The sequence below is a fragment of the Actinoplanes sp. NPDC051494 genome, from assembly GCF_044454705.1.
Classification (GTDB): Bacteria; Actinomycetota; Actinomycetes; order Mycobacteriales; family Micromonosporaceae; genus Actinoplanes.
Map to the genome: position 1 here is coordinate 122995 of NZ_JBITDZ010000006.1, position 22278 is coordinate 145272.

General features: G+C 71.4%; 23 protein-coding genes and 1 pseudogene. 19 read left to right on the forward strand and 5 right to left on the reverse strand.

Features of this window, described 5'->3' with window-relative positions; translation table 11 throughout:
* Window positions 1–21 precede the first annotated feature (21 nt).
* Window positions 22–492 (forward strand): PH domain-containing protein, encoded by a 471-nt coding sequence (locus ACIA6A_RS22115; protein ID WP_396099668.1) that lies wholly within the window; start codon window positions 22–24, stop codon window positions 490–492.
* Between the two features lie 232 nt (window positions 493–724).
* Here the strand turns inward: ACIA6A_RS22115 and ACIA6A_RS22120 are convergent, their stop codons facing one another.
* Window positions 725–1525, reverse strand: a complete 801-nt coding sequence (locus ACIA6A_RS22120) for an HAD family hydrolase (RefSeq protein WP_396099669.1) — start codon at window positions 1523–1525, stop codon at window positions 725–727.
* Window positions 1526–1845: 320 nt separating this feature from the next.
* Window positions 1846–2193, reverse strand: a complete 348-nt coding sequence (locus ACIA6A_RS22125) for an STAS domain-containing protein (RefSeq protein ID WP_396099670.1) — start codon at window positions 2191–2193, stop codon at window positions 1846–1848.
* Window positions 2194–2412: 219 nt separating this feature from the next.
* Here ACIA6A_RS22125 and ssd point away from each other — a divergent pair, with 219 nt between their 5' ends.
* The 9 genes and pseudogenes from ssd to ACIA6A_RS22170 all read left to right on the forward strand — a co-directional run bounded on the left by ssd (window position 2413) and on the right by ACIA6A_RS22170 (window position 7343).
* Window positions 2413–3459, forward strand: coding sequence for a septum site-determining protein Ssd (gene ssd / locus ACIA6A_RS22130; RefSeq protein ID WP_396099965.1), 1047 nt, complete (start codon window positions 2413–2415; stop codon window positions 3457–3459).
* Entirely contained in the window at window positions 3456–4652 is a 1197-nt protein-coding gene (locus ACIA6A_RS22135) for a TadA family conjugal transfer-associated ATPase (RefSeq protein ID WP_396099672.1), read from the forward strand. Before ssd ends, ACIA6A_RS22135 begins: the two co-directional genes overlap by 4 nt.
* Window positions 4649–5365, forward strand: a complete 717-nt coding sequence (locus ACIA6A_RS22140; RefSeq protein ID WP_396099673.1) for a hypothetical protein — start codon at window positions 4649–4651, stop codon at window positions 5363–5365. Before ACIA6A_RS22135 ends, ACIA6A_RS22140 begins: the two co-directional genes overlap by 4 nt.
* Window positions 5362–5538, forward strand: a complete 177-nt coding sequence (locus tag ACIA6A_RS22145) for a hypothetical protein (protein WP_396099674.1) — start codon at window positions 5362–5364, stop codon at window positions 5536–5538. The genes ACIA6A_RS22140 and ACIA6A_RS22145 overlap by 4 nt, the downstream gene beginning before the upstream one ends.
* Complete coding sequence (locus tag ACIA6A_RS22150) at window positions 5535–6125, forward strand: type II secretion system F family protein (protein WP_396099675.1); 591 nt, start codon at window positions 5535–5537, stop codon at window positions 6123–6125. Before ACIA6A_RS22145 ends, ACIA6A_RS22150 begins: the two co-directional genes overlap by 4 nt.
* Window positions 6126–6172: 47 nt before the next feature.
* Window positions 6173–6343, forward strand: coding sequence for a DUF4244 domain-containing protein (locus ACIA6A_RS22155; protein ID WP_396099676.1), 171 nt, complete (start codon window positions 6173–6175; stop codon window positions 6341–6343).
* 41 nt (window positions 6344–6384) lie between these two features.
* Window positions 6385–6564: pseudogene (locus tag ACIA6A_RS22160) on the forward strand (TadE family type IV pilus minor pilin); the annotation flags it as partial.
* 13 nt (window positions 6565–6577) lie between these two features.
* Window positions 6578–6757, forward strand: a complete 180-nt coding sequence (locus tag ACIA6A_RS22165; protein WP_396099975.1) for a hypothetical protein — start codon at window positions 6578–6580, stop codon at window positions 6755–6757.
* Between the two features lie 46 nt (window positions 6758–6803).
* Complete coding sequence (locus ACIA6A_RS22170) at window positions 6804–7343, forward strand: Rv3654c family TadE-like protein (protein ID WP_396099677.1); 540 nt, start codon at window positions 6804–6806, stop codon at window positions 7341–7343.
* Here the strand turns inward: ACIA6A_RS22170 and ACIA6A_RS22175 are convergent.
* The gene (locus tag ACIA6A_RS22175; protein WP_396099966.1) at window positions 7327–9615 is read right to left on the reverse strand and encodes a DEAD/DEAH box helicase; all 2289 of its coding nucleotides are present in this window, start codon (window positions 9613–9615) and stop codon (window positions 7327–7329) included. The two genes, ACIA6A_RS22170 and ACIA6A_RS22175, sit on opposite strands and share 17 nt — an antisense overlap.
* Before the next feature lie 173 nt (window positions 9616–9788).
* Here ACIA6A_RS22175 and ACIA6A_RS22180 point away from each other — a divergent pair, with 173 nt between their 5' ends.
* The 8 genes from ACIA6A_RS22180 to ACIA6A_RS22215 all read left to right on the forward strand — a co-directional run bounded on the left by ACIA6A_RS22180 (window position 9789) and on the right by ACIA6A_RS22215 (window position 18936).
* The gene (locus ACIA6A_RS22180) at window positions 9789–10160 is read left to right on the forward strand and encodes an STAS domain-containing protein (protein ID WP_396099679.1); all 372 of its coding nucleotides are present in this window, start codon (window positions 9789–9791) and stop codon (window positions 10158–10160) included.
* A complete protein-coding gene (locus ACIA6A_RS22185; RefSeq protein ID WP_396099680.1) occupies window positions 10157–10591 on the forward strand; it encodes an ATP-binding protein in 435 nt (144 codons plus the stop codon). Before ACIA6A_RS22180 ends, ACIA6A_RS22185 begins: the two co-directional genes overlap by 4 nt.
* A 307-nt stretch (window positions 10592–10898) precedes the next feature.
* Window positions 10899–13265: a sodium-translocating pyrophosphatase gene (locus ACIA6A_RS22190; RefSeq protein ID WP_396099681.1), complete on the forward strand. Its 2367-nt coding sequence runs from the start codon at window positions 10899–10901 to the stop codon at window positions 13263–13265.
* Window positions 13266–13341: 76 nt separating this feature from the next.
* Window positions 13342–13872 (forward strand): hypothetical protein, encoded by a 531-nt coding sequence (locus ACIA6A_RS22195; RefSeq protein ID WP_396099682.1) that lies wholly within the window; start codon window positions 13342–13344, stop codon window positions 13870–13872.
* A gap of 16 nt (window positions 13873–13888) precedes the next feature.
* On the forward strand, window positions 13889–14659 hold the full coding sequence (locus tag ACIA6A_RS22200; protein WP_396099683.1) for a hypothetical protein: 771 nt from the start codon (window positions 13889–13891) through the stop codon (window positions 14657–14659).
* A 166-nt stretch (window positions 14660–14825) separates the two neighbouring features.
* Complete coding sequence (gene topA, locus ACIA6A_RS22205; RefSeq protein WP_396099684.1) at window positions 14826–17666, forward strand: type I DNA topoisomerase; 2841 nt, start codon at window positions 14826–14828, stop codon at window positions 17664–17666.
* 151 nt (window positions 17667–17817) lie between these two features.
* A complete protein-coding gene (locus ACIA6A_RS22210; protein ID WP_396099685.1) occupies window positions 17818–18432 on the forward strand; it encodes a Panacea domain-containing protein in 615 nt (204 codons plus the stop codon).
* 33 nt (window positions 18433–18465) lie between these two features.
* Window positions 18466–18936, forward strand: coding sequence for a hypothetical protein (locus ACIA6A_RS22215; RefSeq protein ID WP_396099686.1), 471 nt, complete (start codon window positions 18466–18468; stop codon window positions 18934–18936).
* 3 nt (window positions 18937–18939) lie between these two features.
* Here ACIA6A_RS22215 and ACIA6A_RS22220 read toward each other — a convergent pair whose 3' ends face one another.
* Complete coding sequence (locus tag ACIA6A_RS22220; RefSeq protein WP_396099687.1) at window positions 18940–20253, reverse strand: D-arabinono-1,4-lactone oxidase; 1314 nt, start codon at window positions 20251–20253, stop codon at window positions 18940–18942.
* Between the two features lie 137 nt (window positions 20254–20390).
* Here ACIA6A_RS22220 and ACIA6A_RS22225 point away from each other — a divergent pair, with 137 nt between their 5' ends.
* Window positions 20391–21020, forward strand: coding sequence for a TetR family transcriptional regulator (locus tag ACIA6A_RS22225; RefSeq protein ID WP_396099688.1), 630 nt, complete (start codon window positions 20391–20393; stop codon window positions 21018–21020).
* 10 nt (window positions 21021–21030) lie between these two features.
* Here ACIA6A_RS22225 and ACIA6A_RS22230 read toward each other — a convergent pair whose 3' ends face one another.
* Window positions 21031–22236 (reverse strand): amino acid deaminase/aldolase, encoded by a 1206-nt coding sequence (locus tag ACIA6A_RS22230; RefSeq protein ID WP_396099689.1) that lies wholly within the window; start codon window positions 22234–22236, stop codon window positions 21031–21033.
* Between the last annotated feature and the right edge of the window lie 42 nt (window positions 22237–22278).

A 22278-nucleotide genomic window follows, 5' to 3' on the forward strand; every position in this document is an offset into this window, starting at 1 on the left:
GTCGATTGCCATACTCGGCGGATGGACGACGACTGGATTCGGCCCTACTCGCCCGGCGCCGGCCGCTGGCTGGTGATCGGGTGGGAGGCGGTGGCGTTCGGCCTGCTCGGCTGGGCCAGCGTCGGCCTGTTCAACCTGACCGGCGCGGGGGTGCACGTCCTCGCCATGGTCACCGCCGCGGTGTGGGTCCTCGCCGGCTGGCGCATCCTCGAGATGGGTGTCTACGTGCGCCCGGCCGGCCTGCGGATCCGGGGCCTGCTGCGCTCCCGGACGCTGCGCTGGGAGGAGATCGCCCACGTCCGGCTGCACCGGCACACCAACAAGATCGGCCGGTGGGAGATCGAGGGCGGCCTGACGGTGCTGATCGAGCGCCGGGACGGCTCGATGGTCGACACCGAGCTGTGGGCCCAGGGGATCGACTTCCACCGCCGCCCGCACGCGTTCCGCGAGGTGTATCACGACCTGCGGAACAGGCACCTGGCCTGCAAATAAGGACGGCGCCTCGGTGTCGAGGCGCCGCCACTCGCGCGTCCCTCCGGGTTAACAAGCGTGCACCTGGGGTCTTGTTGTCGGCAGTCCCGCCGGTTTCCCGGTGGGTCCCGCCGCAACGTGCCTGCCGTGGCTGATCGCGCGTGGGTTCCCGGTGGCCGTGCGCGGATCCCGTCACCGGGTTCCGCGACTTCTTTCTACGCCTCCGCGGCCTTGATCACCAGGGAAAACGCTACTAAGCGTGATTAGTCAGACGCTTGCGGTGCTTCCCGTAGAGGGCCACCCCGATCGCGACCCCCACGCCGACCCCGAGCGCGGCGGCCGCCACCGGCACCGCGGGGCGTTCACGCAGCCTGCGGCCCAACGGGATGGGGTGGCGGAACTCCAGCACCGGCCACTGCCGCTCCTGCGCGACCCGGCGCAGCGCGCGATCCGGATTGACCACGCTCGGATGCCCGACCGCCTCCAGCAGGGGCAGGTCGCTGCTCGAATCCGAATACGCGTAACACTCCGCGAGGTCGTAGCCGCGCTGCCCGGCGAGCTCCTCGACGCCGATGACCTTGCTCGGCCCGGCGGCGTAGAACTCGACCTCGCCGCTGTAGCGGCCGTCCACGATGCCCATCCGGGTCGCGATGATGTCGGTGACGCCGAGCAGCGCACCGATCGGCCGCACCATCTCGTCGCCCGACGCGGACACCAGCACCACGTCGCGCCCGGCCGCCTGATGCTCGGCGATCAGCGCGGCGGCCTCGGCATACACGTACGGATTGATCAGCTCCTGCAGCGTCTCCCGGACGATCTGCTGGACCTGTTCGACCTTCCAGCCCTTGCAGAGCGCGGCCAGGTAGTCGCGGGTGCGGGCCATGGTCTGCTCGTCGGTGCCGCCGAGCCGGAACATCAGCTGCGCATAGGCGGACTTGACCACATCACGCCGGCTGATCAGCCCATCGCGATAGAAAGGCCGCCCGAAGGCCAGCGCGCTGGACTTGGCGATGACGGTCTTGTCGAGGTCGAAGAATGCGGCACTCGGGCCCACGGGCCGAAAGTGTAGCCGCAACGGCCGGGGAATGCCGCCGCGGTAGCGATCGTGCCATTTCTGGTGACAGTGGGTACTCGACGGTTGCCCGGTACTGAGGCATGCTGGTGATGCGACGGAGATTCACGTTACCGCTGGGCAGGGCCGTTGGTCCGGCTGTTGCCGTTTCTGATGCGTCGCATGGTTTCTCGGTGGTTGCGCCCCCCGCGATCACCGGGTCCGATTCGGCTCGCCCCCCCCGGAGCCGAATCCCAGGACGACCCCCGTCACCCCCGACGGGGGTCGTTCCCTTCCGTTTATCCAGCGCTTTCCCGGCGCGCTTACGCGCCGGTCGCCTCGCTGAGGCGGGCGTCCTCGGTCATCCCGAACAGCTCGATCATCCCGGTCACCGTCAGCACACGCCGGAAGCTGTCACTCGGATTCGTCACCACGAAACGGCACCCGGCCGTGGTCGCCGCGCGATAACCCTCGATCAGCGCGCCCAGACCGGTCGAGTCGATGAACGTCGCCCCGCTCAGATCGACCCGGATCTCCTCGGGCGACCATTGCGCGACCGCGTCCCGCAGGCCCTGCGCGACCTCGTCGGAGTTGGCGTAGTCGATCTCACCCGACAGCGACACGGCGGCCGTGCCGTTCGCGCCGCGGGTGCTGCTGACGGGGATCCCCATGCCAACTCCATCGGTCGTTCCGGCCATCAACATACCCAACCCGCGCCCGCTTGCCACATAGCAGATCCACTCGCCCCGGCGGCGGTTGTCCACAGGCCGGAGGTATCCACAGAGTGGCGCGGAACCGGTTGAACGGGACCGCCCGGCCCGGCCACGGTGGGTGCCCGACAGCCCTCCGACGCTCTGGGAGCCGAGATGCCCGCCGCCCTGCCGCTCGTCATCACGACCGATCCCGACCTGCTCGACGACCTGTTGCGGCTCGCCGCCGCGGGTGGCACCGAGGTCGACGTCGCCCCCGACCCCGCGGCCGCGCGCTCGCGCTATCCGGGTGCGCCGCTGGTGCTGATCGGTGACGACCAGGCCGCCGCCTGCGCGCTCGCGGGCTTCCCGCCGCGCCGCCGGCTGGTCGTCACCGGCCGCACCCCCATCGCCGACGCGGCCTGGGACCTGGCCGGAGAGCTCGGCGCCGAGCACGTCGCGCTGCTGCCCGAGGCGGAGCCCTGGCTGGTCGACCGCTTCACCGAGGCGGTCGCACCGCCACCCGCGGGACGGGCCGTGGCGGTGCTCGGCGGCCGGGGCGGCGCCGGTGCCAGCACCCTCGCCGGTGGCCTCGCCGTGACCGCCGTCCGGCAGGGCCTGCGCACCCTGCTGCTCGACGCCGACCCGCTCGGTGGCGGTCTCGACCTCGTGCTCGGCTGGGAACGCCAGGCCGGCCTGCGCTGGCCCGCCCTGGCCGAGGCCGGCGGCAGCATCGAGGCGCCGGCGCTGTTCGGGGCGCTGCCCCGCCGCGGCGACCTCGTCCTGCTCTCCTTCGCCCGCGACGACCTGGCCGCGGTCCCCGGCGAGGCCATGGCGGCGACCCTCGACGCGGCCCGGGCCATGCGCGACGTCACCGTGATGGACCTCCCGCGCCACCTCGACGACGCGGCGACGCTCGCCCTCAAGGCCGCCGACCAGGCGCTGATCGTGGTCCCCGCCGAGCTGCGCGCGGCGGCCGCGGCGGCCCGGGTGGCGGCGGTGGCCCGGTTGCACTGCGCGGACCTCGCGGTGGTGGTGCGCGGTCCGGCCCCCGGCAAGCTCAAAGCCCGCGAGGTGGCGAGATCGCTGCGGCTGCCGCTGGCCGGCACGCTGCGCCCGGAACAGGCCCTCCTCGACGGCCTGGAGTGCGGCAACGCGCCTGCGGAGTCCGGCCGGGGAGCGCTCGCCGAGCTGTGCCGCCGGCTGCTGACCCGGCTCAGCGCGGCGCGTACCGAGGCGGCGGCATGAGCTCGATCGCCCGGGACAGCGGCATGCGCCTGGCCGAGCGGGTCCGGCGGCACATCGCCGAGGAACGCGTCGAGGCGACACCGGGAGCCCTCATCAGCGCGGTCCGGCACGAGGCCGAGGCGTCCGTGCTCGGCGACACCGCCGTCCTGCGCATGGCCGGCCGGGTCCGCGACCAGCTGGTCGGCGCCGGCCCGCTCGCGCCCCTGCTCAGCGACCCGTCGGTGACCGACATCCTGGTGAACGGCGGCGAGGTGTGGGTCGACCGGGGCCGGGGCCTGGAACGCTCGACCGTGGACGTCGGCGGCCCCGACGACGTGCGGCGGCTGGCCCAGCGGCTCACCGCCGCCTGCGGACGGCGGCTCGACGACGGGCTGCCGTACGCCGACGCCCGCCTGCCCGACGGGACCCGGGTGCATGCGGTGCTGCCCCCGATCGCCACGTCGGGTCCATACCTGTCGCTGCGGACGTTCCGCCAGCGGCCGTACACCGTCGCTGACCTGGTCGAATGCGGCACGATCCCACCCGCCGTCGCCCCGGTGCTGGAGGCGATCGTGGCGGCCCGGCTGGCCTATCTGGTGACCGGCGGCACCGGGGCCGGCAAGACGACACTGCTGGCCACGCTGCTCGGGCTCGTGCCGCCCACCGAGCGGATCGTGCTCGTCGAGGACGCCGCCGAGTTGCGCCCGGTCCACCCGCACGTGGTCGCGCTGCAGGCCCGCACCTCCAACGTGGAGGGCGCCGGCGCGGTCACCCTCACCGACCTGGTCCGCCAGGCCCTGCGGATGCGCCCGGACCGCCTCGTGATCGGCGAATGCCGCGGCGCGGAGATCGCCGACCTGCTCACCGCGCTGAACACCGGCCACGACGGCGGCGCGGGCACCCTGCACGCGAACACCCCGGCGGACGTCCCGGCCCGCCTCGAGGCGCTGGGCATGCTCGGCGGGCTGCCCCGGGCCGCCCTGCACGCCCAGGTCAACGCCGCTCTCCAGGTAATCGTCCAGGTCCGGCGCCGCACCCAGGGGCGGGTCCTCGACTCGATCGGCGTGCTGTACCCGATGGGCGAGGACCGCCGCACCACGGTCGTCCCGGTCTGGCAGCGCGGCCGGGGCACCGGGCCGGGCACCGCCACCCTGTCCCGGCTGCTGACCGAGCGTGGGGTGCCGGTCCCGCCGATCCTGGGCGCGCGGCGATGACCGCCATTGCCTGGCCGCTGATCATCGCGGCCGTGGTGGCCGCCTGGCCGGTCTCCGGCGGTCTGCGCCGCCTCGGCCCGCGACCCGCCCGCGGCCCGGTGCGCGTTCCCGATCCACGGGAACTGGCGCTGCGGTCGCCCCGGCGGTTCGCCGCGGCCGGCGGGCTGGTGGCGGCGGTGCCGGCCGGACTGGCCGGTGGTCCGGTGGCAGCGCTGATCGGTGGTGTCTACGCCACCCTCGGGGCCCACGAGTTCGCCGGCTGGGCCGCCCGCGGCCGCACCGCCCGGCGCCGCACCGCCGACCTGGACGGCCTGACCGCGATCGCCACCGACCTCCGGGCCGGTGCGCTCCCGGGACCCGCCGCCGCTCCCGTCGGCGGCCGGCTGGGAGAGCTCGCCGGGGCCACCGAACGCCTCGCTCGGCAGACCGGCGCGCCCGTGGCCGACCTCGTCGAACGCATCGAGGCCGATGCCCGGGCGGCGGACCGGGCCCGGGCCTCCGCCGCGGCCGAGGCCGCGGGTGCTCAGACGACGGCGCTGCTGCTCGCGATCCTGCCGGTCGCCGGCATCGCGCTCGGCTACGGCATCGGGGCGGATCCGCTCGACATCATGCTGCACACCCCGCTGGGAGCGGCATGCGCGATCGCCGCCGCCCTCCTGCAGGGCATCGGCCTGCTGTGGGCCAACCGGCTCGCCCGGGGGCCGCGCCCATGACGCCGTCGCTGTGCGGTGCCGAGGCCGTCCTGCGTCCCGGCGGCCCGGTCCAGATCCCCACGCAGCCGTGCTGCATAGCCGTCCTGCTGCGCGGGACCGGCCTGCGCTGCCCGTTCCTGTGGGCGCCGGAGCAACGGGTTCTCGTCGCGTCGGAGACCGGGAGCCCGCGATGAGACTCCGCGTTCTCACGGCGCTCGGGTGCGGCATCGCGATCCTCCTGTGCTCGGGTGCGTGGTGGGGAGTGCCGGTGGCGGCCGGCGTCACCTACGGCCTCGACCGGGTCCTCAGCCGGCAACCACCCGCCGCGGTGCGGGCGCAGCGGGACCGGGCCGTCGCCGACCTCCCGCTCGGCGCCGACCTGCTGGCCTCGGCTCTGCGGGCCGGGTCACCGGTCGACCGGGCGGTGGCCGCGGTGGCCGAGGCGATCGACGGCCCGCTCGGGGAGCGGCTCGACCGGGTGGCCCGCTCGCTGCGGCTCGGTGCCGACCCACCGGAGGCCTGGGCGCACCTCGCCGACCTGCCGGGTGCGGGCCGGCTGATCGCGGCGGCGGTGCGGTCCAGCGCCAGCGGTGCCGCGCTGTCCGGGGCGTTCACCCGGCTCGCCGACGACCTGCGGGCCGACCGGGCGGTCGCCGCGGAGACCGCAGCCCGCCGGGCCGGGGTGCTGATCGTCCTGCCGCTCGGCGTCTGCTTCCTCCCGGCCTTCCTGCTGGCCGGGCTGGTCCCGGTCCTCGTCACCGTCCTCGGTGACGCCCTCTGACCCTTCGATCCCATCAACAAGCACGCCAACGAAGAAGGAGTTCCCCCATGTTCCGGCTCTTCACCCGACTGAACGGCGCCGACGACGGCATGACCACCGTGGAGTACGCGATGGGCACGGTGGCCGCGGCCGGCTTCGCACTCGTCCTGATCAAGATCGTGAACAGCCCGGGCGTCTCGCAGGCGCTGACCCGGGTCATCACCGAGGCTCTGAATTGACCGCGCGCCGGTGGCCCGGCCGGGACCGGGGCTCGTTCACCGTGGAGCTGGCGGTCGGGCTGCCGGCGCTCCTGCTGCTGCTCCACGTCGGCCTGAGCGCCGTCAACGCGGTGACCTTGCGCGGCCGCTGCGTCGACGCCGCCCGCGAAGGTGCGATCATCGCGGCCCGCGGCGGCCCAGGAGCCGAGTCCGCGGCCCGCATCGCCCCACCCGGAGCCCGCATCACCGTCCGTCTTGGGCCGGCTGATCCAGGGCCGGCTGATCCAGGGCCGGCTGGTCCTGGGCCGGCTGGTCCTGGGCCGGCTGGTCCTGGGCCGGGTGGTCCTGGGCCGGCTGATCTGGCGGACGCCAGGGTGGTGGTCGTCAGCGTCGAGGCGGACGTCCCCATCCTCGGCGGTCACCTTCCCGGCGTGACTGTGCACGCGGACGCCGTGGCAGCCGCCGAACCGGAGTGGATCCCATGACCGCCGGGTCCGACCGCGGGTCCGACACCGGAGCCAGCCGGGGGTCCGACGCCGGGTCCGACGCCGGGTCCGACGCCGGGTCTGACGCCGGGTCCGACGCCGGGTCTGACGCCGGGTCTGACCGCGGGTCTGACGCCGGGTCCGGCCGGGGGTCCGACCAGGGGTCTGGCCGCGGGTCCGACTGCGGGTCCGACCGGGGGTCCGCGTCGCTTTTCGTCGTGGCGATCGGGCTGGTGATGGTCGTGGCGGGGTCGGCGGGGGCGATGGTGGGTGCCGCCCGGGTGAGCCGGCACGAAGCTCGCACGGCGGCCGACCTCGGCGCGCTCGCCGGTGCCGCGCGGGCCGGGGAAGGGCCGGAGGTGGCCTGCGCCTGGGCCGCGGAGATGGTCCGGGCGAACGGTGCCCGGCTCGCGGGTTGCCGGCTCGACGGTCTCGACGTCGTCGTCGCGGTCGAGGTGCCGTTTCGCAGACTGGACCACGGAGCCTCGGCTACCGCTCGCGCCGGCCCCGTCGACGGGGTCACGGGAGGGCGGTGAGCACCGTGTCGAGGACGTGAACGGCTCTGGCCTTGTCGAGGGGGTTGTTGCCGTTGCCGCATTTCGGGGACTGGACGCAGGACGGGCAGCCGGTCTCGCAGGCGCAGGAGGCGATCGCCTCACGGGTGGCGCCGAGCCAGGCCGTCGCGGTCGCGTACGCCCGCTCCGCGAAGCCGGCGCCTCCCGGGTGCCCGTCGTAGACGAAGACCGTGGGGCTCTCGGTGTCCTGGTGGTTGGCTGTGGAGAGGCCGCCGATGTCCCAGCGGTCGCAGGTGGCGATGAGCGGGAGGAGACCGATGGCCGCGTGTTCCGCGGCGTGCAGGGCGCCCGGGATGTCCGGCGGGTCGACGCCCGCCGTGTGCAGCGCCTCGAGGGTGATCGTGAACCAGACCGCCACCGTACGGAGCTGGCGGGCCGGGAGGTCCAGCGGCCGGGTGTCGATCACCTCGCCGGAGCCGATGCGCCGGCGCTGGTAGGACACCACCTGGTTGGTGACGTCGACCTCGCCCAGGAACAGGCTGACCGGTCCGGCGTCCATCCGCTCGCGCACCGCGACGACCGAGACGTCGGTGATGTCGCGGGCGTGGGTGGACCAGTCCGGGTTGGCGGCGTGGACCAGGGCGACCGCGTCCTCGAGGTCCAGTTCGTCCACCACGTAGGTGACGCCCTGGTGCAGGTAGGCCGCCCCGGTGTGCAGCATGACGTGCGACGAACCCTCGTCCACCGTGCCCAGCAGGCGCCCGGTCGAGGACTCGACCACCGAGACCGGGCCGCCGCCGGTGCCGCGCAGGTCCACGTCCGGCCGGCCCGGATGGGTCCAGTACCAGCCCGACGGGCGTTTGCGCAGCGCGCCTGCGGCGGTCAGGCCCTCGACCGCCGCTCGGGCCGGGTCGCCGCCGAAGAGCTCCAGGTCGGCCGGGCGCAGGGCGGACTCGGCGGCCGCGCAGCAGAGTTGCGGGCCGAGGACGTACGGGTTCGTGGGGTCGAGGACCGTCGCCTCGACCGTGCGGCCGAAGATGGCCTCGGGGTGGTGGACCAGGTACGTGTCCAGCGGGTCGTCGCGGGCCACCAGCACCGCCAGGGCCTCGCCACCGTCCCGGCCCGCCCGCCCGGCCTGCTGCCAGAGCGACGCCCGGGTGCCGGGGTACCCGCAGATCAGCACCGCGTCCAGGCCGACCAGGTCCACGCCGAGCTCGAGGGCGTTCGTGGAGGCCAGCGCCAGCAGTTCGCCGGAGAGCAGGGCGCGCTCGATCTTCCGCCGGTCCTCCTTGAGGTAGCCCGCGCGGTAGGCCGCCACCCGATCGCCGAGCCCGGGGACCGCTTCGTCCAGGGAACGGCGGGCCATCGTCGCCACCACCTCGGCGCCCCGGCGGGAGCGGATGAACGCCAGCGTGCGGGTGCCACCCACCACCGCGTCGGTCAGCAGGTCGGCGGTCTCGCTCAGGGCGGAGCGCCGGGTCGGCGGCAGGTCGGGGTCCTCCTGGGGGAGCAGCGGCGGCTCCCAGAGGGCGAACGTGACCGCACCGCGCGGCGACGCGTCCTCGGTCACCGCGGTGACCGGCAGACCGGTCAGCCGGGACGCCGCGCCGGCCGGGTCACCCGAGGTCGCGGACGCGAGGACGAACGTCGGGTCGCCGCCGTACTGGGCCGCGAGCCGGCGCAGGCGGCGCAGCACATGGGCCACGTGGGAGCCGAACACGCCGCGGTAGGCGTGGCATTCGTCGATCACGACGTAGGCGAGACGGCGCAGGAAGACCGCCCACTTGGCGTGCCCGGGCAGCAGGGAGTGATGCAGCATGTCGGGGTTCGTCAGCACGAAACGGGAGTGCCGGCGGATCCACTCGCGTTCCTCGCGGGGAGTGTCGCCGTCGTAGGTGGCCGGGCGTACCTCGTCGAGGCCGAGCCGGGCGACCGCGCGCAACTGGTCGGCGGCCAGCGCCTTCGTGGGGGAGAGATACAGCACGGTGGCGCGGGGATCGTCGAGGAGCCGGCTGAGGGCGGGCATCTGGTAGGCGAGGGACTTGCCCGAGGCCGTTCCGGTGGCGACGACCACGTGCCGGCCGGCGTGGGCGAGCTCCGCGGCGGCCGCCTGGTGCTCCCACGGCTCGAACGAATACGCGTCGCGCAGGGCGGCCGGCACCCAGCCCGGCCAGGGGGCGGTCCGGGCGGTGCGGGCCCCGATCCGTTCCACGTGGGTGACGCCGGACGAGCGGCCGGCCTCCAGCCGGCGCAGCAGATCCGCCGCCCCGGGACCGTCCGGGCGCCCGCGCATGGCCGGGATGCCGGGGACGGTCGTGGTCACGTCCTGCACTCTGACACCGGTGTGCCCGGAACCCCAAACGGGTACGACGGTGGGTGCGACGCGCCGGGAGATGACGGCCGGTGGTTAGATTCGCGGGGGAGATCGGCTGACCCATGGCCGGTGACCCGGAGGGAGGAGGACCGATGGAGCTGTCGCTGACGACCCGTACGGTCGGCGAGCACACGGTGCTCGACGTAGGCGGTGAGGTCGACGTCTATACGGCGCCGCGCCTGCGGGAACGGCTTGTCGAGCTGGTCGACGGTGGTTCACGCCATGTGGTGGTGGACCTCGCCCGGGTCGATTTCCTCGACTCGACGGGGCTGGGGGTGCTGGTGGGCGCGCTCAAGCGGTTGCGGGCGGCCAGCGGGACGTTCGGGCTGGTCTGTGCCAAGGAGCCGCTGCTCAAGATCTTCCGGATCACCGCGCTGGACCAGGTTTTCCCGATCTATCCCTCCGTCGAGGCGGCCACCTCGACGTCATCGGGCGAACGCGACGACAACCCTCCGACGGCGTGATGGCAACGGTACGGCTGTCTTTCTCGCCCGCACCCGTGCACGTGCGCACAGCCCGGCTGGTCGGGGTGGCGGTGGCCCGGCGGGCCGGTGTCGCCGAGGAGCTGCTGGACGAGGTGCGCCTGGCGATCGGTGAGGCCTGCACCCGGGCGGTCGCGCTGCACAACCAGTACCGCATCCCCGACCTGGTCATGGTGGAGATGTCCGACTCGGACTCGTACATGGTGCGGGTCATCGACCGGGCGCCGATCGAGGCCAGTATCGGCCTGACGAAGCTGCCGCCGGACGAGCTCGCGGGTGAGGATCTCACCGATGAGGCACTGACCACCGGCGTCGGGTTCGCACTGCTGGCCGGTTTTGTCGACGACCTTCAGGTCCGCCCGGTGGATGAGGGCGCGGGCACCGAGGTCCGCATGGTGTGGCCGGTCCGTTAGCCCGTAACCGCTCGGCGCAGTTTTCCCGCCGCTCGGCGCAAGACATGGGTAAACCCTGCTCGGAGGCCGGAGCCTAGAGCCTCCGCAGCCTGGGTGCCAACCGCTAACACAGCGAAGAACATCACCACGACACGGGTCCACGATGGTGTGACCATCGACACGTTCTCCCGTTACAGTACGCCGGTACTCAGTCACTGCTCCTGGGTTCCGCGTCCCGCGGCGCCCGGTTCGTCGTATCCCCGTACGGGGATGTGCCGGGCAGTCTCGTCCGCTTGCCTGGCGCGGTCGGTGTAACAGGAGGACATTGATGTCCGGAAGCTCCACAACTCTCGCCGCGGAAAGCGGCACCGTCTCCTTGACCGGTTCCAACGTCTCCTTCGTCGTCATCGCGGTGGTGTTCGCGCTGGTCGCGCTCGCCTTTGCGGCCGTGTTCGTGCAACTGGTCCTGAAGACCGGACGCGGAACCCCGAGGATGCAGGAGATCTCGGCGGCCGTGCAGGAGGGTGCGTCCGCGTATCTCATCCGGCAGTTCAAGACGCTGGCGATCTTCGTGGTGATCGCGGTCGTGCTGCTGTTCCTGCTGCCGGTGCACGGTGACGGCGACAACGAGACCGCGGTGAAGATCGGCCGTTCGCTGTTCTTCATCGTGGGTGCCGTCTTCAGCTCGTTCATCGGGGGCGCCGGCATGGCGCTCGCCACGCGGGCGAACGTCCGGGTGGCCGCGGCGGCCGGGGAGTCCGGCGGCCGCGAGAAGGCGATGGGTATCGCCTTCCGCACCGGCGGCGTGGTCGGCTTCCTCACGGTCGGGCTGGGCCTGCTCGGCGGTGCGCTGGTCGTGCTGATCTACCGCTCCGACGCACCGACGGTGCTGGAAGGATTCGGTTTCGGTGCCGCGCTGCTCGCGATGTTCATGCGGGTCGGCGGCGGCATCTTCACCAAGGCGGCGGACGTCGGCGCCGACCTGGTCGGCAAGGTGGAGAAGGGCATCCCGGAGGACGACCCGCGCAACCCGGCGACGATCGCCGACAACGTGGGCGACAACGTCGGAGACTGCGCCGGCATGGCCGCCGACCTGTTCGAGTCGTACGCGGTGACCCTCGTCGCGGCGCTGATCCTCGGTCAGGCGGCGTTCGGTCAGGACGGCCTGATCTTCCCGCTGATCGTCTCGACGGTCGGTGTGGTCATCGCGGCCGTCGGCGTCTTCATCACCCGGCTGCGCGCCTCGGACCGCAACGGCCTGACCGCCATCAACCGGGCGTTCTACATCTCCGCGGTGCTGAGCGCGGTCATCGTGGCGGTCGTCAGCTTCCTGTACCTGCCGGACTCGTTCGCCGGGTTCGAGGACGCGACGCTGGACGCCGGGGTGCTGGCCAGTGGCCGCAACCCGCAGCTCGTGGCGATCGGCGCGGTGGTGATCGGCATCGTGCTGGCCGCCGCGATCCAGGCGCTGACCGGATACTTCACCGAGGTGCAGCGGCGCCCGGTGCAGGACATCGGCAAGTCGTCGCAGACCGGTGCCGCCACCGTGATCCTCGCCGGCATCAGCATCGGCCTCGAATCGGCCGTCTACTCGGCGCTGCTGATCGGCGCCGGTGTATACGGTGCGTTCCTGCTCGGCGGTTCGTCCATCACACTGTCGCTCTTCGCGGTCGCCCTCGCCGGCACCGGACTGCTCACCACGGTCGGCGTGATCGTGGCCATGGACACGTTCGGGCCGATCTCGGACAACGCGCAGGGCATCGCCGAGATGTCCGGCGACGTGGACGAGCGCGGGGCGCAGATCCTGACCGAGCTCGACGCGGTCGGCAACACCACGAAGGCGATCACCAAGGGCATCGCGATCGCCACGGCGGTGCTGGCCGCCACGGCACTGTTCGGCTCGTACACGAACACGCTGTCGTCGTCGCTCGCCGAGGCGGGCATCGCCCCCGACCGGATCGCCACCGAGATCCTCGGCCTGCTCAACATCTCGAACCCGCGCAACCTGGTCGGCCTGCTGATCGGCGCGGCGGTGGTGTTCCTCTTCTCCGGCCTGGCCATCAACGCCGTCTCGCGGTCCGCGGGCGCGGTCGTGATGGAGGTCCGCCGCCAGTTCCGCGAGTTCCCCGGGATCATGGACGGCACCCAGCGACCCGAGTACGGCCGGGTCGTCGACATCTGCACCCGCGACGCCCAGCGGGAGCTGCTCACGCCGGGTCTGCTCGCGGTCATGGCACCGATCGCCGTCGGGTTCGGCCTCGGCGCCGGGGCGCTGGCGTCCTATCTGGCGGGTGCGATCGGGGCGGGCACGCTCATGGCGGTCTTCCTGGCCAACTCCGGTGGGGCCTGGGACAACGCCAAGAAGCTGGTGGAGGACGGCGCGTACGGCGGCAAGGGCTCGGACGCGCACGCCGCGACGGTCATCGGCGACACGGTCGGCGACCCGTTCAAGGACACCGCCGGTCCGGCCATCAACCCGCTGCTCAAGGTGATGAACCTGGTCTCGCTGCTGATCGCCCCGGCGGTCGTGGCCTGGAGCATCGGCACGGACGCGAACACCCCGCTGCGGCTCGGTATCGCGCTGGTGGCGGCGCTGATCATCGTCGGCGCGGTGGTCTGGAGCAAGCGTAAGCCGATCTCGATGGGCGACGAGTCACCCACCGAGGCGACCCCCTCGGAACGGGTCAGCGCCTGATCCAGCGGGATCTTTGCCAGGGCACCCGGTACGCACCGGGTGCCCTCGGCCACAGGTTGCCCGTACGCTGCAATCCATGCGCACGGCCCGCACGATCCCCCTACTCCTCGCTTGCTCGCTCGTCGTGACCCTGGGTGCCTGTTCGAGTGGTCCGGCCCCCCGCGCCTGGGCCACCTCGGTATGTCAGGTGCTGGCGCCGTGGCGGACCGAGATCGGCACCCTGGCGACCCGCACCCAGCAGCAGATGACCGCCGAGACGACACCCGCCCAGGCCAAAGAGAACCTGATGCGGCTGTTCGGCGGCGCCGAGTCGGCCAGCGAGAACGCCCGCGCCGGCGTCGAGAAGGCCGGAATTCCCGATGTCGACCAGGGCGAGAAGATCGCGAAAAGTTTCGCCACGTCGCTCAGTGACATGCGGGATGCGTACGGGCGGGCCAAGACCGGCATCGAAGCACTGAGCATCGTCTCGTCGAAGGATTTCTACGCCAAGGTCGGCACGGTGGTGAACACCCTCAACACCGAGTACGCGGCGAGCGAGCTCGACACCAGCAACCTGTCATCGGTCGAGCTCAAAGAGGCCTTCGACGAAGTCCCCGATTGTCGATGACCGGGCGCCGCTGAGCATGGCCGAGCCGGGGTGGCCGCTGATACCGCGCGAGGTGCTGCCCGCGCCGGTCGAGCCCGTCCTGCCGCCGAAGCGCCGCCCGAGGCCGGTCACCACGCCCGGGGGAAAACAACTCTCCGTGTTCGGGGTGGAAGCCGTCGACCCCTCGCTGGCCGATCTCCTCGGGCTGCTGGCGGGGCCGGGGGCGTTGGGACGCATGGGGGGTACGGCCCGGGTCTCCGTCCGGGTCGATGCCGCGTGGCGGGTCCATGTGCTCGTCCAGGAGCTGGTCAGCCGGGGTCTGGTGGTCAGCTGGCACCCGGTGCCGGAGAACCCGCGCGAGGAAGCCGTGGCGGAACTCACGTCGGTGCCCGTCGACGAGGAGGTCGATGACGAGCCGTCGCCGGCCCCGGTGGCCGTACCGGTGGAAACGGAGCCTCCGGTCGCGTTCGAGGTGCGGACCGCGTACAGCAGCCGGTTGAACGGTCTTGCCCGCGCCTGGCCGCCGCCCTCCGGAAAGCTCTTTCTCAACGGCTCGCGGTTGAGACTGTGGGTCGCGGCCTCCGGGACGCCACACCCGCACGGGTACGCCCTCGGTCTGGATCCCGACGCCTCGCTTGACAAAGCCGTGGATGCCGCGCTGGGCCGGGTCGGTCTGCCAGGCGTCGTGCAGGGCGGCCGGACGTACGTGATCGCAGGTCGCAGGCGTCTGGCCCGTCTCGCCGAACTGGTCGGTGATCGGCCCGAAGCGGCACCCGCCCGGCTCTGGCCGGGTGGCGCGACCGCGTGATCTTCACCGATTGTGGGCGGCAACACGCTACGTTCCCGGTGTACGGTGTCGCCGTCGGACGCATGCTGTGGCCGGGCCGTTACCATCCGACTTCACCGTGCCTCGGGAATGCGAGCTTGTCCGGCGCGTTACGTTGGACGTCCGTGAACTGAAGTTTGGGAGTGCCGTGCCGAGTAACGCCAGGACGACCCGTCTGGTCATCGTCGAGTCCGCCTCGAAGGCCAAGACGATCGCCGGTTACCTGGGGCCCGACTATTTCGTCGAGGCCTCCCTCGGCCATGTCCGCGATCTGCCGAAGAACGCCGCCGACGTGCCCGCCAAGTACAAGGGCGAGGCGTGGGCGCGGCTCGGCGTCGACGTCGACAACGGCTTCCACGCGCTGTATGTCATCTCCCAGGACCGCAAGCAGCAGATCACCAAATTGATCAAGCTGTCCAAGGAAGTCGACGAGATCCTGCTCGCGACGGACGAGGACCGCGAGGGCGAGGCCATCGCCTGGCACCTGGTCGAGACGATCAAGCCCAAGGTCCCGGTCAAGCGGATGGTCTTCCACGAGATCACCAAGCCGGCCATCCTGGCCGCCGTCACCAACCTGCGCGACATCGACCGCGACCTGGTCGACGCCCAGGAGGCCCGGCGCATCCTCGACCGCCTCTACGGCTACGAGGTCAGCCCGGTCCTCTGGAAGAAGGTCATGCCGCGGCTCTCGGCGGGCCGGGTCCAGTCCGTCGCCACCCGCATCGTCGTCGAGCGCGAACGCCAGCGCATGGCGTTCCGGTCGGCTGAGTACTGGGACATCAACGCGCAGCTCGCCGTGCAGGGCAAGGGTGAGGACGGCGCGCGGACCTTCAGCGCGACCCTGATCGCGCTGGACGGCGACCGGATCGCCACCGGCAAGGACTTCGAGCCGACCACCGGCCAGGTCCGGGCCGGGTCCAACGTCGTGCACCTCGACGGCGACGGTGCCCGCGGCCTCGCCGCCCGCCTTGAGGACCGCCCGTTCGCGGTCACCCGCGTCGAGGAGAAGCCCTACCGGCGCAAGCCCTACGCGCCGTTCATCACCTCGACACTGCAGCAGGAAGCCGCGCGCAAGATGCGCTTCTCCGCCTCGCAGACCATGCGGACGGCCCAGAAGCTCTATGAGAACGGCTACATCACCTACATGCGTACGGACTCGGTGAACCTCTCCGAGACCGCGATCAGCGCCGCCCGTCGCCAGATCGCCGAGCTCTACGGCGAGCGCAACGTGCCGACCCAGCCGCGCAGCTACAAGAGCAAGGTCAAGAACGCCCAGGAGGCACACGAGGCGATCCGTCCGGCCGGCGACAATTTCCGTACGCCCGGGGAAGTCGCCAACGAGCTGTCCGCCGACGAGTTCAAGCTGTACGAGCTCATCTGGCGCCGGACCATCGCGTCCCAGATGACCGACGCGGTCGGCAACTCGGTGTCCGTACGCATCCGGGCCGTCTCGACCGCCGGGGAGGAAGCCGACTTCGGCGCCTCCGGCAAGACGATCACCGACCCCGGCTTCCTGCGGGCCTACGTGGAGTCCTCCGACGACGAGAACGCCGAGGCCGAGGACGCCGAGCGCCGGCTGCCGAACCTGGTCAAGGACCAGCCGCTGACCCCCGAGCAGCTCGCCGCCGTGGGCCACCACACCTCCGCCCCGGCCCGCTACACCGAGGCCTCGCTGGTCAAGGCGCTGGAAGAGCTCGGCATCGGCCGCCCGTCGACCTACGAGTCGATCATCCGGACCATTCAGGACCGCGGGTACGTCGAGAAGCGCGGCCAGGCGCTGATCCCGTCGTTCATCGCGTTCGCGGTCATCGGCCTGCTCGAGGGGCACTACCCGCGGCTGGTCGACTACAACTTCACCGCCGCCATGGAGACCCAGCTCGACGACATCGCCGGCGGTGACCACGCGGCGCTCGACTTCCTCAGCGCTTTCTACTTCGGCACCCACACGACCGGCGAGGACGACGCCATCGCCAAGGCCGGCGGCCTGAAGAAGATGGTCACCGAGAACCTCAGCGAGATCGACGCGCGCCTGGTCAACTCGATCCCGCTCTTCACCGACGAGGAAGGCCGCGGCGTCGTCGTCCGGGTCGGCCGCTACGGCCCGTACCTCCAGCGCCAGCTCCCCGACGCCACCGAGGAGTCCAAGGACGACCGCGTCTCGATCCCCGAGGGCGTCGCCCCCGACGAGCTCACCCGCGAGAAGGTCGCCGAGCTGTTCCTCGGCGGCGGCGGTGACCGCTCGCTCGGCAAGGACCCCGGCAACGACGACGAGGTGCTGGTCAAGTCCGGCCGCTACGGCCCGTACGTCCAGGCCGGCGACCGCACATCGTCGCTGTTCAAGACCCAGGCGCCGGACACGGTCACGCTCGAGGAAGCCCTCAAGCTGCTGACCCTGCCCCGGGCGGTCGGCAACGACCCCGAGGGCAAGGAGATCGTCGCGGCCAACGGTCGCTACGGCCCCTACGTCAAGCGCGGCGACGACTACCGTTCGCTCGACAGCGAGGACAAACTCTTCACGGTCACCCTCGACGAGGCGCTCGCCCTGCTGGCGGCACCGAAGACCCGCCAGCGCCGCGCGGCCGCCCCGCCGCTGCGCGAGATGGGCGAGGACCCGGCGACCAAGCTGCCGATGGTCATCAAGGAGGGCCGCTTCGGCCCCTACGTGACCGACGGCGAATACAACGCGTCGCTGCGCCGGGGCCAGACGCCCGAGGAGCTGACGGTCGAGCAGGCCTCCGAGATGCTCGCCGAGAAGCGCGCCAAGGGCCCGGCCCCGAAGAAGAAGGCCGCCGCGAAGAAGGCCCCGGCCAAGAAGGCCGCAGCCGACGGCGCGACGACCGCGAAGAAGACCGCCGCCAAGAAGACCACCGCGAAGAAGACGCCGGCCAAGAAGGTGGCCCCCCGCAAGGCCACCAACGCGGCCCCGGCGGCGAAGAAGGCCGCCCCCAAGAAGGCCGTCCCGGCCAAGGCCACCGCCTCCGCCGAGTAGGGTTGTCACGGAGCAAGGCATGAATCAGCCTCGTCCGCAGTAAGTAGGGCGCTGTCGATTCCGGCAGCCCTGGCGAACTGGGGAGATGGCGATGCTTGTCGATGCGGTACGCACGTCGGTAAGAGGTGGTCACGTGCTGAAGGCCCATGAGGTGGCCGCGGTGATCAGCGATCGGGTCGGGCGCCCCGGACTCGATCTCATGAGCCTGCAGAAGCTGCTGTATCACGTGCAGGCCTGGCACCTGGCCATCAAGGACGAGCCACTCTTCGAAGGGCACTTCGAGGCCTGGCCGGAGGGACCGGTGGTCCCCGGGGTTCAGGAAGCTTGTGGCTGCGAGGTGGAGCCGCAGCTCGACGATCAGGTCTCCGACCTCGTCGGGCTGGTGGTGCTCACCTACGGTGCTCTGTCGTCAGGCGAGCTGACCACGTTGGTCAAGACCGAGACGCCGTGGCTGGAGGCGCGGGGAGACCTCCCGGACGACGCGCCGAGCGCCACCGTCATCAGCCACGATGCGATGGCCGGGTTCGTCCGATCCCATCGCGAGCTGTACGGCTTCTCGGCGGCGGATCTCTCGTGGTCGGGCCTCTACATCGACGGCCGCCGCAACCCCGAACCCTTCAACGACGACGAGTTCCTCGCGTCACTCGGGCCCGAATACGACGAACCGGCGGGCGAGAACCCGTGGCCCACGGCGTTCGGCGACTACAAGTTATATATCCAGGACGACCGAACGGAGGAGCACGGCCCTGTCGATTCCGGAGCCTGACCGTTGAGAAGCAATGGTGAGGGACGCCGGTATGTGGTTGTTTTCGACTGCAACATCTATCTCGATGCTGCGCGAATCCTCGGCGAGCCTTTCGGCTGGGACAAGCTTTGGCGTGTCGTGGATGACTTGATGTCCGTGCCGGTGCCGCATCCCCGCGACGAAGCCTTCGACTCGCTTCGAGCCTTGCGTGCTGCGTACGCCGGGAAGCGTGGCGACGATGTCCAGGAGGTTTGGACCTCCCGGCATATCGACGACATGGTTCAGGGTGTTGCCGGTCGCCCCCTGCCTTCCGGCAAGGCGATGGGTGATTCCGGCCTTGGATGGCAGGCGGAATCGGCAGAGGATCTGATTGAGGATCTGATCCTGGATCTTGTGGATCGGACCCATGGCGGAGTTGTCGACCGGAACTATCCGGACGGTAATCCTCCACTTGACCACGAGGATGGAATGGTCTTCGGGGCTTGCCGGGCACTGGCCGGCCAGGGTGGAAAGGATCTTCGGTAGGCGTTAGCTGCCGAGGACCTGCTGGAGGTAGGGGTTGGTGAAGACCCGGTCGGGGTCCAGTTGGTCGCGGACGGCCAGGAAGTCGTCGAATTTCGGGTAGGCGCGGCGGAGGGACTCGGCGTCCCGGTAGTGCAGTTTGCCCCAGTGCGGGCGGCCGCCGAGGGGCTCGCAGACGGCTTCGAAGGCCCTGAAGTAGGGCTCGTACTCGGCTCCGGAGAACTGGTGGACGGCGATGTAGGCCGAGTCCCGGCCGTAGCCGTGGGAGAGCCAGACGTCGTCCGGGCCGGTGAAGCGGACCTCCACCGGGAACTGGACCTTGAACGGGAGCTTGTCGATGATCGTGGGGAGGGCCGCGAGCGCTTCCGGGAGGTGTTCGCGGGGGATCTCGTACTCCATCTCGACGAAACGCACCCGGCGTGCCGTGCAGAAGACCTTGTCCGACCGCTCGGTGTAGGTGCGGGCCGTCAGGGCCCGGGCCGCGACCGCGCTGATGGTCGGGACCAGGGCCGGGATGCGCCGGCCGAGGTTGCAGGCGCCCTGGAAGACGGTGTTGGAGAGGAACTCCTCGTCCAGCCAGCCGCGGAAGGCGGACAGCGGCGCGTGTGACTCGTCCACCCGGTTGTTGCGCTTGAGCTGGGCCCGGTCGGTGTACGGGTACCAGTAGAACTCGAGATGGTCGTTGGTCGCGATGCCCTCGTCGAGCAGGGCGAGGATCTCCTTGAGTGCCATCGGGCGTTCGTCGGCCAGCAGGATGAACGCCGGGACGCAGCGCAGGGTCACCTCGACCAGGATGCCCAGGGCGCCGATGCCGAGCCGGGCCGCGGGGAACAGCGGTGAGGCCTCGTCGACGTGCAGCGCCGTGCCCGCGCCGGTGACCAGGGTGACCGCCGCGACGCAGGAGGCCAGCGTGGAGTGGCTGTCGCCGGCGCCGTGGGTGCCGGTGGAGATGGCGCCGGCCACGGTCTGCTGGTCGATGTCGCCCAGGTTGGGCATGGCCAGTCCGTGCTCGGCGAGCAGGTGGTTGAGCCGGTGCAGGGGCATGCCGGCCTGGACGGTGACGAGGTTGCCGTCGACCGAGATCAGGCCGTTGAGCCGGTGCAGCAGCATGCGCTGGTCGTCGGCGACGGCGATCGCGGTGAAAGAATGTCCGCTTCCTACCGCTTTGATGCGTCGGCCGGTCGCAGCCGCATTCTTGACCAGGGACGAGACTTCGTCCACGGTGCCAGGGGTAAGGACGTCGGTGGCGTGGCTTTCCTGATTGCCACCCCAGTTCCGCCAGCGTGAGGAGGTTACGGGGGGCGCGATGTCACTGGTCATTCCGGCCTTGTCCTCCCGACGAGCGGACAGTCGCACAAAACCGGTAATGCCGGGTGTTCCCGGCGTCCCGTCGATGCGTCTCGCTCGTTGATCCGAGTAACGTTCCGATTATCACTGCTGAGAGGGAGTGGCGACGCGTGTCGACACCAACCGTCACCACCGGACCGCTGCGGCGAGTGCCGGTGCAGGGCAGAAGCGTTGCCCGGGTCCAGCGCATGCTCGACGCCTGCGCGGAGCTGGTGGATGAAGTCGGCTATGAAGGCCTGACCACCACCTTGCTGGCCGAGCGAGCCGAGGTAGCCATCGGCTCGGTCTACCAGTTCTTCCCGGACAAGCGGGCCATCGTCCAGGCCCTGGCCATGCGCAACATGGACGCGTATCTGCAGAGCCTGTCCGCGCGGTTCGCCAACGAGACCTTCGCCCACTGGTGGGACGGGGTCGACGCGGCGATCGACGCGTACATCCATATGCACCGCAGCGTCCCGGGCTTCCGGACGCTGCATTTCGGTGATGTGGTGGACCTGCACCTGCTCGATGCCGAGCGGGACAACAACGCGGTCATCGCGGACCGGCTCGCCGAGTTGCTCGTCGAGCAGTTCCAGCTGATGGACCGCGCGCGGCTGCGGTTCGCGCTGCTGATCGCGGTGGAGTCGGCGGACGCGCTGATCAAGCTCGCGTTCCGCCGTGAAGTGACCGGTGACGAGGCCGTCCTTACCGAGGCCAAGGCGCTGATCCGCGAATACCTGCACCGTCACGTCCCGGCGTGACGGGCAGCCGCTAGCCGAGGAACGCATACCCCTCTCCCCGGTACGTCGGGGTCGGCGCCGCTGTGTCGCCGTCAATCAGGTGCACCTCGTTGACGTGCTCGCACAGCTCGCCGGCCTTGGCGTGGCGGAACCACACCCGGTCGCCCGGCCGGAGCTCGTCGGCGACCGCGCCGACCAGGGGCGTCTGCACCTCGCCGGCGCCCTCGTCGGCCTTGAAGCTCAGGCCCTCGGGGAGCCAGGGGGTCGGCTGCCGGGTCGGGCCGGTCTGGCCGGACGCGATCCAGCCGCCGCCGAGCACGGTGGCGATCCGGGGTGCGGGCCGGCGCACCACCGACATCGCGAAGAAGGCGGCCGGGGTGGGCCGCCAGGCCCGGTACGCGTCGAAGAGCGTCGGCCCGAGCAATCCGGACCCCGCGGCGACCTCGGTGACCGAGGGGTCGGCCGCGGTCAGCGCCATGCTGCCGGTGCCGCCGCCGTTCACGAACTCCAGGTCGGCGTGCTCGCGTACCGCGCGTACCGCGGCCATCCGCCGTTTGAGCAGCTCAGGCAGGGCCCGGCGCTGCATCAGGCGGATCGCCCGTGCGCGCAGGGCCTGACCGGGTGGCATGTCGCCGACCCCGGCGATGTGCGCCTCGTAGGCCATCATGCCGACCAGCCGGAACCCCGGACGGGCGACCAGGCGGCGGGCGATCCCGCCGGCCTGCGCGGCGGAGTGGATCGGGGAGCGGCGCACCCCCACGTGCAGGGGCCCGGCCGGCTTCCACGAGGTGTCGAGTTCCAGACAGATCCGCACTTCGGGGCGCTGCCCGGGGGCGGTCACCGCGTCGATCAGGTCGAGGTGGGCGGTGCTGTCCACCATGAGGGTGATGGCGGCCGCGAGCTGCGGGTCGGCGGTGAGCTCGGCGATCGCGGTGCGGTCCACCGTCGGGTAGCCGATCAGCACGTCGTCGCTGACGCCGTTGCGAACCAGCCAGATCGCCTCGGGCAGCGTGTAGGCCATGATCCCGGACCAGTCCGGGCGCTGCAGCACGCGTTCCAGCAGTGCTCGTACGCGTACCGACTTGCTCGCCACCCGGATCGGTTTGCCCGCCGATCGCAGTGACAGGGCCGCCGCGTTCGCGTCGAACGCGGCGAGGTCGACCACTGCCACCGGGGTCTCGAGATCCGCGGTGGCACGATCCAGACGTTTCTGCAGTGCGCGTCGGTCAGCGGTCACGGGAGCAACTTATCGGCTTCCTCGCCAATGCGAAACACCTTC